Source organism: Stygiolobus azoricus (genome assembly GCF_009729035.1).
Classification (GTDB): Archaea; Thermoproteota; Thermoprotei_A; order Sulfolobales; family Sulfolobaceae; genus Stygiolobus; species Stygiolobus azoricus.
The window spans coordinates 574,821-587,420 of sequence record NZ_CP045483.1; the positions used below are offsets into that span (position 1 = coordinate 574,821).

Below are 12,600 nucleotides of genomic sequence, written 5' to 3' on the forward strand. Positions count from 1 at the left end.
AGAGCAGTGAATAGAAAAGCAATAATGTTATTCCTCTTAACTCTAATACTTTTCTCTACTTCATTTGATACCGTTTACCACAGAACAACATTTTCTGCCCCTTACGGTAATTTTCCACCTATTACTGCTATAGAATGGGGTTCTTTAGTACAGCCTCAGAACGTAACTCCAGGGGACTTTAATGTGCCATTATATGTCGTGATAAAGGCCGATGTTATAGGAGCATCTTTATTATCGACCACCTATCAGCCTTTCGGTCAGGCCCTAATTCCTATAAACGGTTACATACTTTCAGCTAATAAGACACAGTCTGTAATCGTATTCTTCGTAACCGTACCTCTCAACGTTTCCCCAGGCTTGTACAAAGTGTTTTTGTCCATAAACTACACATATGACAACAGTATATTTGAGGCCACTACTCAAATACCAATTTACATTTCCTCAGTAATTTATCCTAAGGTTATATTTCAATGGGGTAATGGTGAATTTGTATCGCCCGGACAAGGAATATCACCCCTTACAGTAACGGTAGAAAACCCTAGCAATAAAGTAGTAAGTAACGTTATCATTTCGGCTGAATTACCCAAAGGAATTTACAGTCTGACAGGATCGAGAATTATAAACTTTACAGTCTCGGCGGTTCAACCATATTCGGCTATAAGTGTATCACAGTATGTAAACGTAACCTCTGAAATATCTCCAGGTTCGTACCGTGTCAATTACACACTAACTTTTACAGATGAGTTAGGAGGAGTCCATATGGCAACATATAATAACGGAACCTTAGTCCTATTCCCCAAGGAGCCACTCATTGCTAAAAGCTACCCTATCTCCTTAAAACCTGGACAAATATCTACCTTCATTGTATACCTTAACTCAACAGGTGCGCTACTTACGTCTTTTAGTGTAAATTCCCAAAGTGTAATGATTGTGGGGTATAACGTAACGACTCCTATAACTTTTTCAGGGGTTTTGCCTATATCTATAAGCGTTTACGTACCTTACGGCACCACCCCTGGAATCTACCCACTCACTATAACTGGGACTTATATTTACGGAGGAACACAGTATTCCTTCACCATACCTGACTATGTGGAGGTGGGAATTAACACGACTGGGCCCGAAGTGGTGAGCCTAGAGTGGGTCTCATATCCTTATCTTGGGAGCAGTTCACAAGCAGAGTTGACGGTGTTTAACCCCTTACCTTACCCCATCTACTCCGTGAATGTCTCAACCCACTCTGTTGAGACCGGACAGCCCTATTATGTGATTCAAGAGATTCCTCCCTATGGAAATGTGCAAATTCCCATTTCGTTACTTGTACCAGATAACGCGTCTTCATTATTATGCCTTTATTTTAATATTAATTACTACTCCGAGTACGGTGAATTCACCTCTTCCAGCAAAATAATAGTCCCGGTTTACTCAAAGCCTTTAATTAGCTTGTCATTAGTCCCATCTACAGTAGTTCAGGGTCAGCAGTCAGAAGTGCTACTCGAAATAAGGAACTTAGTTAACCAGAGCTTATTTGACCTCCGCGTAAACGTATTATTTAGCGATATCCAAGTGGTGGGAGCTACGAATACTACGATATACCAACTTAGTCCTTCTTACACCGACTCAATACCTTATAGCATTTACGTCCCCCCTTACCTCTCTCCTGGAGTTTATCCCGTGCAGGTTACAATATCTTACTACTACTCGGGAATACAGAATACACAAGTGTTCACACTACCCTTAGTAGTTACTAGCGCACAGAACGGAATTAACGTCTACATCTCTCCTTCTACCTTATATTACCAAGTTAGCCAGAATCTGACTATAACGCTGTTTAACAACAATAACTACACTGTCACCAATGCCTTTTTAAAGATATTTACTAACTCACAACTACTATCGCTTTCCCAGACTCAGTTCGAGATCAACGCTATACCTCCATACCACAATTACACGATCACCGTCCACACGTTCTCACCAATATCGGCTACGGAAACCTTACCACTTTCACTGAGCTTACAATACCAGACACCCAATGGTTTTGTAACTTACAACGAAAACTTGTCATTATTAATTACCGGACTCATCTCAATCCAAATACTCCAACCATCAGTTACTGAGGTAAACGGTTCTTACATCTTCCAGGCTACTTTGCTGAACGATGGAAACACACAAGCTAATAACGTTATCATCTATTACCCCGGAGGGAGCACTTATATCGGTCAGCTACCAACAGCATCACCTCTCCCTATATCTCTGACCTTAACCTCCAACTCTTCTCATATTCCTATCGTCATTTTATACCAGACGCCGACCTACCAGACCGTTAACATTACATACACTTATAACGGTCCCATCACAGTGTTACAAACTACAAATACTACTACATCACATCAGAACTTGTTTGGTGTAGCATTGTTATTCGGGATTCCAGTAATAGTAGTAGTGATCATAATTTACTTATTACTCAAGAGGAGGAAGACAGATGAAAACATCTGATGTTATAAAGTTCTCATTTGACGCACTGTTAGAGAGGAAAACTAGAGCGGTCTTAGTGATTTTGGGCATAATGGTAGGCCCTTTTATAGTTGTTTCACTCGTGGCTACGATTCAAGGGTTCGACATAGGTCTGAACCAACAGTTAACTAACTTCTTCTCGCCCTTAAACATATACTTAGCACCGAAAAGCCAAGGAACCCTAAACCAATATGTCATTGATGGGATCTCCCACTTACCGGGAGTAAAAGCAGTTGTACCGTACTATCTTATACCTGCATACATAGACACTCCTAAGGGACTAGAGGCGACTGTAGTTTTCTCAATGGACGTCTCCGAAATTAATTTAGTAATGCCCGGTCTAAAGCTTCAAAGCGGTTCATTACCCTCGCCTAACTCTTTTGACGAATTAGACGTGGGCTATTATATTGCAAACCCCCAATATTCTGGTCAACCTACTTATCACACTGGGCAGATTATGGTTGTCTACCTGATTAACCTTGAAGGAGAGAGGGTAAGTAAGACATTTGTAGTCGTAGGTCAGTTGGCGCAAATAGCTTCTTTCGGAGGGGCTAACTTTAACCAAGCATTGTATGCTCCTTTCTCTCTCGGACAGTCTATCTGTGGGACAAATTACGCTGGGGCTATAGTAGTAGCATCGTCCCCGAGTGAGGTTGAAGGTTTGGTAAATATCATCAAAGAAAAGTACGGTAATTACGTTCAGGTCACTTCAAGTCAGCAAATACTAAACCTAGTAAACGAGGAAATCTCCTCTTTCGAGGCTCTACTAGTAGTTGCAGGTGTAGCGTCGTTTGTAGTGGCGTTTTTCACAGTCTTAGCTACTATGATTACTTCTGTTGTTGAGAGGACTAGGGAAATAGGACTGTTAATGTCATTGGGATTTGAAAGGAGGCAAGTAATGCTAATGTTCCTATCAGAGGCAACAATAATGGGAATAATAGGAGGAGGAATAGGAACAATAGGAGGATACTTCAGTTCCTTCCTACTGGCGTCAATTGCATCGAACTCGTTTGAAGGAAGAGGTGTAGCCTTTAACGTTGTTCCCTCGATTTCAGTAGAACAGTTAGTGTTTATTTTCTTGGCTATTATTGCTATTACCACTTTTGCTGGACTTATCCCTGCTTACAGAGCGTCAAAAATAGAACCAGTAAAAGCACTAAGATACGAAGTATAGGTGAGGTTATGAAAAGTTCAGATATAGTCAGGTTTGCTTATAGAGCTCTTTTCGAGAGAAAAACTAGAGCTATCCTGACTATTTTGGGAATAGTAGTTGGTCCTCTCATCATTACAACTATAACGGCGTCTGTTCAAGGGTTGAGCCAGTCAGCTATAAACCTTATCCTAAGAGATGTCTCTCCTGAGGTAATATTTGTCACCCCCCTCAACGGTTACCTATCATCTTATACGATCACACAAATCTCCCACTTAAATGGAGTCGCTTACGTAGTCCCATTTTACACGATACCCGTAACGATCTATACTTCCAAAGGAGAGATCAGTACTACAATTTTGTCGGTTAACATCTATGACTTGCAAAAAGTCTTGCCAGGAATTAGCATTAAAAGTGGGACGGCCCCTTCAGCTCAAAGTTATAATCAAGTCGCTATAGGTTACGATCTTCAGAATCCTCCTTCTCCTAACCAACCATCTCTACATGTAGGTCAGGAGATATCTGTGAGCATAGTATTACCTAACGGGGATCAGAAAACGGAGACTTTATTGGTGACGGGAGGGCTTAGCGATTTCGACGTTAATCTGGGGACTATTAGTATTAACAAAGCACTAATTATGTCTTATTCAATAGGTGAAGAGATATATGGGACAAAATATTCAGGAGCTATAGTTTTAGCTTCCTCATTACAAGATGTAAGTAAAGTTGTGTCTGAGATCCGTCAGTATTTGGGCTCTTACGTAAGTGTAAACTCCGCACAAGATGTAGTATCCTTTATAAATCAACAAGTAGCGTCCTTCAACCTACTACTACTTATAGTCAGTTCTGCGTCTTTTATAGTAGCTTTCATAAGCGTACTAACTACTATGATTACTTCTGTTGTTGAGAGGACTAGGGAAATAGGACTTTTAATGTCCTTGGGATTTGAAAGGAGGCAAGTAATGCTAATGTTCCTATCAGAGGCAACAATAATGGGAATAATAGGAGGTGGAATAGGAATAATAGGAGGATACTTCAGTTCTTACGGTTTTCTCGACTTCCTTCTCAGTTCACCTCTCTTCAAGAGCTTACACGCCCAACCAATATTTACCGTTACCCAAGCCTTGACCCTTTTCCTATTTATAGTCCTCATTTCCACTTTCGCTGGGCTCATCCCTGCTTACAGAGCGTCAAAAATAGAACCAGCAAAAGCACTAAGGTACGAAGTATAGTAATAAACGTTGCAAGACAAGGTATGATGAAAGAAACACCAGATACAATACGTGTAATAAAGGAACTAAAGAAACTAGGTTATTCTTCTTTCGCGTTAATAGGCCCTACAAATAACAGGTTCAACATAAAAGACTATCTTACCTACGGGCTGAATCCTTTTTCATAACAATAGAAGTCTTTTTATATTCATTTATTGACTAATTTCTTGAAGAGAATGATGAAAAACTAAGTAAGCTGCAAATCCGATGAGGTCAATCCCCCAAGGGTTAGAGAAGTGGTTAGGGATGTTGTTGCTGTGTTGAATCTACGCCTACGGGGTGATGGGAGCAATGTTCTAAGCCCCGTAAACGGAGATGTGAGCCACATGCCTTTTGGCTCGAAGGAGACCCATGACCCACCTGATAGGTGGTTGAGAGCTAAGTCCCTACACTTGATCATGAGTGAAATGATTGAAATGAAAGTGTAAGGACAAACGGATATCAAATACTTCGGAAAGATAGGGGACAAAATTTACCTTTATTCTCTGATGAAATCCTCAAAGATAATGATATATCCCTCTTACGTGGATTCCTTTGGAATAGTAGTTGCCGAAGTACTCGCAAACGGCTTACCGGTAGTTGTGTACGACATCCCAGCAATAAAACACTATTATGGAGATTGCAAAGCTGTTAAAGTAGTGAGGTCTGGAGATAAAGAAGCACTGTTTGAAGCCGCAGTTGAATTACTGGGTAATTATAAAGAATTCAAGCAGATCGCGATTGAATGTGCTAAGAAGTATAGTTGGAATACAGTTTACGCGTTCTCCAGTAAAGTCCTTCAAAGATAAATTAAAGATTAGATAATAATTAACGTGATAATTAAGGAAAAATTTACTGTTCAGCAAATAGTATCGTCACATAAACAAATTATATTATTAAACACACAGAGTTTTATCAGGTGATCAAATGAAACTAATTGAAATCACTAAAGATGAAATTAAGGGTAAGATTGGCCTAATGCCTTTAGGAAGCATAGAACAACATGGACCCCATTTACCAATAGGAACAGATGGAATTATAGTTGAATGGATAGCCCAAAAAGTTGAGGAGAGATTTAGAGATCAACTAATTCTCTATCCTACCATCTACTACGGTTGTTCTAAAGAACATTACGGGTTCCCCTTCATCTCAGTGGGTTATATAAACATGATAAACTTCTTACTAGATATCGTTAATAGTTCAAAAAACGCTGGAATTTCCTCTCTTATAATCATTAATGGTCACGGAGGAAATGAGTCCGCATTAGACATAATCAGAAGAGAAGTTAATATGAGTAATGATAAATGTTTTAAACTCCACATATTCTCTATAGTAGGAAGAGATAGAGACCTCTTTCCTAACATAATAGACATGCACGCTGGCTCCGTAGAGACTTCCAGAATATACGCAATTAATAGGCGACTGGTAAGAGAGGACAAGCTAAAGGAGGTAGACGATTTTACTATAAAAGATGGAGTATTTAAGACAATACCAACCAGCGAGGCAAACAAATACGGGATTATTAATGTTGGTGGCAGGGTGGAGGTTGATGAAGAAAAAGGAAAAATGTCGTTAGAGAGTGCTGTTAAAGATCTCTCAGACTTAGTACGAAAAGTCCTTGAGCAAGTAAAGAATTGTAATAACAATGCTTAAATTCAAAAGGAGAGAAAGTCAATCTTAAAATGACAGAGTTTGAACGATATTAATAAGATAGCTCTTATAGGAGCGTTCAGAGCCTTAGGCGGTTCGTTAGTCTGGCCTTTTATAGGGTATGCGCTCTATTCAGTTTACAAATTACCACTCGCATTTGTCTCGATTTTCTATCTCTTACAAGGTATCATAAATTTAATAGCTTACTATATCGGCGGGATTCTTACAGACAGTTTGGGAAGAAGGAAAAGTATGACAATAGCGATAGTGCTCTCCTCAATTTCGCTTCTTCTAGCATCTCAAATATCTCTCCCAATTTTAGTCTCATCGCTAATTCTAGTACAAACTTTTTTCAACGATATATACTTCGTCTCTTCTACGTCAATCGTCGGTGATATTTTTGAAAATAAACTCGACAGTTTGATCAGAGCTTTCAGCAGGCAGAGGGTTGGGATCAACGCCGGTTGGGCTGTCGGACCCCTCATCGGTGGTTATATTTTTCAAGTCCTTGGCTTTAATAAACTCCTTTTCATTGCTTCAATTATAGCTTTAGTCCCCTTATATTTCGTGAGGATGCTACCAGATTTTAAAGGTGGTGTTGAAGTGTCATTTAAAGTCTCAAGAACACTATTAACGTTTCTTATCCCTACTGCATTAATATTCATGCTAATGAGCCAACTTGGCTTTGGTTTAATTACCTATTATACAACAATTCCTCATTTCTCAGTAATTCAGGTGAGTTTGCTCTTCATGGTAAACGGCTTAATGATAGTAATGCTTCAGGACTATGTAGGGAAATTGATAACAGACGTCAAAAAATACTTGCCTTTAGGATGTGTTATTTACGGGGTTTCGTACTTCTTGGTAGCTTTTATAACAGACTACGTAGAGGCTGTGGTAGACATAATATTCATAACATTAGCTGAAATCATAGTCTCCCCTCTGGTTCAAGCTGTAGCAACATCATTAACTGAGAGGAGACAGAGGGGAAAACAAATAGGGGTTTTCGGTATATTTACTTCCTTAGGCAGAGTTCTGGGCTCTTCTCTCACCAGTTACTTAATGACGTTCTTTCTTTACTCTCCCGTCATTTTGTGGGGGTTGATTAGCTCACTAGGATTTATTTCAGCCCTACTCTTCTTTCTCTCATTAAGATCATTCAAACCAGCTCAGAGTCAAATACGCTGAATTTTTTACCAACTCAACTACATTTAACATTTCGTTCTTAGTTAGCCCCTCCATGAACACTATTTTGGCTATTTGAACCGACTTTGGTATTTCAGCACAGGTGGGATTAAAGAAAAACTCTATACTTTATTAAAGAGATGATAAATAATAGGCAGAGTTTATTAAATATCCACATGAGATTAGAAGACTTGGAGAGAATGAGAGAACTTGCTTTGGAATACGATAAACTACTGAACGAGGTGCTAAACGAGATACAACCTCTAGCAAGAGAATGCCTAGCACTTGAGTTAGATGATACATTATCACCGGTCTTCGCAGTAGAGAATGTTAGGACACAGAATGCTATTTTAGCTTTCCCGTACAAGTGCGGGGAAAAGGTAGGTTATTTAGTCATAACAAAGGAGGGGAAAGTATATTTTGAAGATTTTCAAGGTAATGTAGAAGAAAGAGGTGAATTATTTGTTAAAGAAAATAGTTAACAAAAAAGGAATGCTATACGAGGGACCAGTATGGTTCAAAAACACTCTGTATTTCGTAGACATACTCAAAGGAGAAGTCCATACATTAAGGGGAGATAAGCACACGTGGATTAAAGTAGGAACTTACGTCAGCTCCCTTCAGCCTTACAAGAAGGGAGGACTGGTTGTCACAGCGGATAAGAGTTTTTACCACGTGAGTGAAGAGGGCGTAAGAACAATTTATGAAGTAAAGGAGTGGGATAACAGAAACAGGTTTAACGATGGTAAGTGTGATGCCATGGGAAGATATTGGGTAGGTACTATGAACCTCGAGGAAAAATATCCTACCGGTGCACTGTTCGTGTTGGACAAGGGATTGAGATTTAGAAAGGTTCTTGAAGGGATTACTGTCTCTAACGGATTAGCGTGGAATTTAGACAACACTAAGATGTATTATATAGACTCGCCTACTAAGAAAGTGTTTGAGTTTGCCTTTAACCTTTCTACTGGAGAAATAAGGGATAGAAAGATTCTAGTCGATCTAACGAGGTTTCAAGGAGTCCCAGACGGGATGACGATCGATTCAGAAGGATATCTATGGGTAGCAATATACGGAGGAGGAAAAGTAATTAGAGTGAGTCCTAAAGGTGAAATAGTAGGTGAGATCAAAGTCCCTGCATCTCACACTACCTCTGTTACGTTCGGGGGGAACAATATGAGAACTCTATTCATAACTACAGCAAATGACGACCCTGAAGGCGGTTATGTATATGCTGTGGAAACTGATATAAAAGGAGTTGAAAGTTTTGAGTGCGAATTTTGAGCTAACCTTCCTCAAGATACCTAAATAGAAAGGAGTTTAAGACTAATAGTATTCCAGCTATAACGAAGTCTATACCGTAGCTTAGATAATGAGTAAGGTATCCTGAGAGTATTGAACCGACGAAAAGAGATACCCCTACTATGGTACTATATACTCCTAACCCACTGCCTTGGCTCCTTTCTCCTACGATTTTAAACACGAGAGTGCTGGATGACGAATAAAATAATGAGTATGCAATCCCAGCTGCTAAAGGATAAAATATCAACCCTGAAACGAAAACTGGAAGGCCGAAAAACAGTTCTGTTACTATTCCCATTACTACGTAAGATACTCCTCTAAGAAGTAGCGAGAGATGAGCTATTTTCTTCTCTTCAGCTCTTACTAACAATCTTTCTGAAATTTTAAATCCTAAAATCTGGAAGATCATTCCAATTGTGATCACAGTTAATACACTAGATTTATCTAAGCCTTTTACATAAAGGCCTGCTGGATACACAGTATTAAAAATTCCACTACTAATGTAGAAGATTACAATACCAAGATAAAGGAGTGGAATATAATTTGTAGGTTTTATCCTCAATCTCTTTAAAGAGAACATCTTAAAGGAATGAGGGTTGGGTAAATGAAGGAACATCATAGGCAAATGTCTCATTCTTATCATGAAGGATTCCTTATGATGTAAAATTGCTACCCTCTCAAACGTTATAACTGGTTTTGGAATTAGCTTTAATCCCGTAACAAGAGTGATTAAAGCGATTAACCCCAAAATTTCCTCTATTTGATAGATCTTGAGAAAAAGTACAAGGACAGTTGAGATTAACAAGCCTATTAGCATACCTAGAGAGGACAAGAAAGAGAACTTTGAAAACAGTTGACCCCACTGCTTTTTCTCAGCTGATTCCATCACAAGTAAGTTAAAGGGAGTAGTAGAGGCTGTACTCATGAACGTAACTAGAGAGTAATCAGCTGCTAACAGAGGTATTGAATTAACAAGTGGCATAAGAAGTAAAGATACTGAAGTTCCGCCCATGCTTATAAGGATCTGTTTCTTTCTATCCATTCTATCAGCCATAAATCCCCAGAAAAGCGAAGATGGTATTAAGACTGCATTACTCAAGGATATAGCAAAAGATACGTCAAGTGCATTACCACCTAAAGTTAGAATTTGAAGAGTAATGAGTGTAGACAAGGGTCCGGTAGATGCGTTAAACGGCAGTACTAGCCACATCCATCTTGTGTCCTTGTACTTTATCATTCTGCTTAAATGACCTTACTAATATTTAAAAAATTTGTTGAAATGTTAAATGTAGTTAAACCGTTAATACCTTAGAGAATTGAAGGTTAAACTTCTGCCTGAAAATTAAGCAAACTTAGAAAATGTAGAGTAAACTTCATTAGCCTTTGGTCTGGTATTGGGTTCACAGGAAAGCATACTGGCTATCTCGTGGAAGATCTCTTTTTCGATCAAAGGTATTGAGATAACCCACTTACACAATGCATTTTTTGCTTCCTTTACTTTTTCCAACGCTTTTCCAACATCGCCCTTAAGGTAATAGTCTACTCCCTCGTTTAGAGATAAAATATCAGGCCTATCATTTCTACCAGTGAGTAAAACGTACGAAACAATCCCGAGAGCGAAAATATCCATAGAAGTCTCAGCACCTTTACCGAGGATTGCATTTTGCAATTGATCTGGCGGAGCATATTCTGCTGTAAGCTGTTTTATGTTACCTCCTGTTCTCGTTGAGCTACCTAAGTCCCCTATCTTAATCATTCCCTTGATCCTAGAGTACACTTCTTCTCCGGTCTTACCTACCGGTTTTGCTAAAAATATGTTCTGAGGTTTGAAATCTAAATGAACATAACCTTGTCTGTGAATATGGTCAAGTGCTAAAGCGCTTTCAGCTATAATCGAATACACGATTTTCCTCCATTTACTTGAGTATCTTACATTAGGATTGTTAAAGAGATCCATTACCGTCCCTCCTTCCATAAACTCCATTATTAGCCTAGGGGGATCCCTGAGATATAATTCAGTATTACCCTTCAGAATTTCTTTAATTGAGTTTTGATCTACGTTAATGGCATAGATCTTTACCGTATATTGGCTGTTGGAAAGGGCAATTAAGTTCGAAGCTTCTACTTGTAAATCGTAATAATAACCTTTTACTATAGTGGTACCCCTAGTATTGGAATTCAATTTAAGGACTTTGATAGCGTAAGGAACGTTATCGTAGATACCTTTTAGTATATAACTCGTTCCACCCTCACCTATTATCGAAAGGACATTATAAACGCCTAACGATTTACCGACCCAAAGTTTTGGATCCCATTTCTCTAAAGGAGGAAGCTTGATATATGGTTGTACTTTCGGTGGTGCTGAGCTTTGCGAAGAAGCAGGTGAACTAGTTACAACTCCAATCTGTAAGTCAGCATACTCCCCGGTGGAGAAATATAATCTTAAAGGTAAGACATTCGTTTTAGGTAGTGGGAATCTAAAACTAATTGATACTTTATTTATGCCTATGTTAAGCATATTTGGACTAAAATCAGTAGTAACGATATTATTAACAAGGGATTGTACTCCAGTTATTGTTAATGGTCGATTGACATATAACGTGAGGTATATTGTAAATCCCCAAGTATAATCGTCTATTATCCCATCTAACAACTTTATCCTAAGGGGTATCTTGTAAAGGTTTATAAAGGGGGCTAAGAAGTCCGGTATCGGAACAAGAGGACTATTACAATGGGGACAAGTGTTATAGTTATCCGGAAGGGTTACTCTACACCTTTTGCAATATTTGGCCATACTTATTGATGTAAATACTCAAAGAGTAAAATAAGTTATCAAAAGAGGTTTAGATTAATTTAACATTTCCGTTCTTAACATATATACGTAGATCGTCATTTTCCTTCTCATTAGCGGAGTTTATAATCGTAGGAATAACGCTATTTAAGGTATCAAACTTATCGACGTAGATATATAGTTTTGATGCCGATATCCTATCTAAGAGTTCTTCTATTCTTTCTTTTATTTTGTCTAAGTGCTTAATACCGTCGAGAGACAATATAATTATTGTTTTATCTTTGCGATGTATAATTATCTTACTCTTAGAATAGAAGAACGCAGTATTAGATAAATAATACTCCTTATTCTTCCTTAACAGCCTACTTAACAAACTCGAGTTATCCTCTTCTACATAAACAGAATTCAGGTCTTCCTTGTATCTAATTGCTAATTTTGAACTTCTAACTTTATTTTCGAAGACGAATAACTTATAAAGATCTTTCAGAGTCATAGGGATTCTCAATTCCTCACCTATTACGACCTCTGCAAGAATTCTTTCAAAGTCTGTAAGCTTAATTTTCGGAGCATAAATTATAATATCAACTGGTAAAGAAGCGAACCTATCCTTATATGACGATATATACTCATTACCGTCACCGTTTAAAAATATTATCACAAATAATACCTCTTTACCATTAATTATTAATCTTTCTATTTAAAACTTAATGCTTTCCCTAAATCTAATATAAATTAATAATACTTCTTTCAGTCGTGTA

13 protein-coding genes and 1 pseudogene are annotated in these 12,600 nt (G+C 38.3%); 10 read left to right on the plus strand and 4 right to left on the minus strand.

The window, feature by feature from the left end; translation table 11 throughout:
* Positions 1–6 precede the first annotated feature (6 nt).
* From D1868_RS03465 to D1868_RS03500, 8 genes and pseudogenes are all read left to right on the plus strand, one after another.
* Positions 7–2,496, plus strand: a complete 2,490-nt coding sequence (locus tag D1868_RS03465) for a COG1361 family protein (RefSeq protein ID WP_156005579.1) — start codon at positions 7–9, stop codon at positions 2,494–2,496.
* Positions 2,483–3,688: an ABC transporter permease gene (locus D1868_RS03470; RefSeq protein ID WP_156005582.1), complete on the plus strand. Its 1,206-nt coding sequence runs from the start codon at positions 2,483–2,485 to the stop codon at positions 3,686–3,688. Before D1868_RS03465 ends, D1868_RS03470 begins: the two co-directional genes overlap by 14 nt.
* Before the next feature lie 8 nt (positions 3,689–3,696).
* A complete protein-coding gene (locus tag D1868_RS03475) occupies positions 3,697–4,896 on the plus strand; it encodes an ABC transporter permease (RefSeq protein ID WP_156005584.1) in 1,200 nt (399 codons plus the stop codon).
* 26 nt (positions 4,897–4,922) lie between these two features.
* Positions 4,923–5,063: a hypothetical protein gene (locus tag D1868_RS03480; protein ID WP_156005587.1), complete on the plus strand. Its 141-nt coding sequence runs from the start codon at positions 4,923–4,925 to the stop codon at positions 5,061–5,063.
* Positions 5,064–5,157: 94 nt separating this feature from the next.
* A pseudogene (locus D1868_RS03485) lies at positions 5,158–5,363 on the plus strand (hypothetical protein); the annotation flags it as partial.
* A 60-nt stretch (positions 5,364–5,423) separates the two neighbouring features.
* Positions 5,424–5,723, plus strand: coding sequence for a glycosyltransferase (locus tag D1868_RS03490; protein WP_231112455.1), 300 nt, complete (start codon positions 5,424–5,426; stop codon positions 5,721–5,723).
* A gap of 118 nt (positions 5,724–5,841) precedes the next feature.
* A complete protein-coding gene (locus D1868_RS03495; RefSeq protein WP_156005597.1) occupies positions 5,842–6,567 on the plus strand; it encodes a creatininase family protein in 726 nt (241 codons plus the stop codon).
* Between the two features lie 39 nt (positions 6,568–6,606).
* Positions 6,607–7,752, plus strand: coding sequence for an MFS transporter (locus D1868_RS03500; protein ID WP_156005600.1), 1,146 nt, complete (start codon positions 6,607–6,609; stop codon positions 7,750–7,752).
* Here the strand turns inward: D1868_RS03500 and D1868_RS11300 are convergent.
* Positions 7,720–7,875, minus strand: a complete 156-nt coding sequence (locus D1868_RS11300) for a DUF2299 family protein (RefSeq protein WP_156007940.1) — start codon at positions 7,873–7,875, stop codon at positions 7,720–7,722. The two genes, D1868_RS03500 and D1868_RS11300, sit on opposite strands and share 33 nt — an antisense overlap.
* 50 nt (positions 7,876–7,925) lie before the next feature.
* Here D1868_RS11300 and D1868_RS03510 point away from each other — a divergent pair, with 50 nt between their 5' ends.
* A complete protein-coding gene (locus tag D1868_RS03510) occupies positions 7,926–8,231 on the plus strand; it encodes a hypothetical protein (protein ID WP_231112457.1) in 306 nt (101 codons plus the stop codon).
* Positions 8,232–8,241: 10 nt separating this feature from the next.
* Entirely contained in the window at positions 8,242–9,033 is a 792-nt protein-coding gene (locus D1868_RS03515) for an SMP-30/gluconolactonase/LRE family protein (RefSeq protein WP_156007941.1), read from the plus strand.
* Position 9,034: 1 nt separating this feature from the next.
* Here D1868_RS03515 and D1868_RS03520 read toward each other — a convergent pair whose 3' ends face one another.
* The 3 genes from D1868_RS03520 to D1868_RS03530 all read right to left on the minus strand — a co-directional run bounded on the left by D1868_RS03520 (position 9,035) and on the right by D1868_RS03530 (position 12,500).
* On the minus strand, positions 9,035–10,288 hold the full coding sequence (locus D1868_RS03520; protein WP_156005607.1) for an MFS transporter: 1,254 nt from the start codon (positions 10,286–10,288) through the stop codon (positions 9,035–9,037).
* Positions 10,289–10,393: 105 nt separating this feature from the next.
* The gene (locus D1868_RS03525) at positions 10,394–11,845 is read right to left on the minus strand and encodes a protein kinase domain-containing protein (RefSeq protein WP_156005609.1); all 1,452 of its coding nucleotides are present in this window, start codon (positions 11,843–11,845) and stop codon (positions 10,394–10,396) included.
* Between the two features lie 49 nt (positions 11,846–11,894).
* A complete protein-coding gene (locus D1868_RS03530; RefSeq protein WP_156005611.1) occupies positions 11,895–12,500 on the minus strand; it encodes a hypothetical protein in 606 nt (201 codons plus the stop codon).
* Positions 12,501–12,600: the final 100 nt, after the last annotated feature.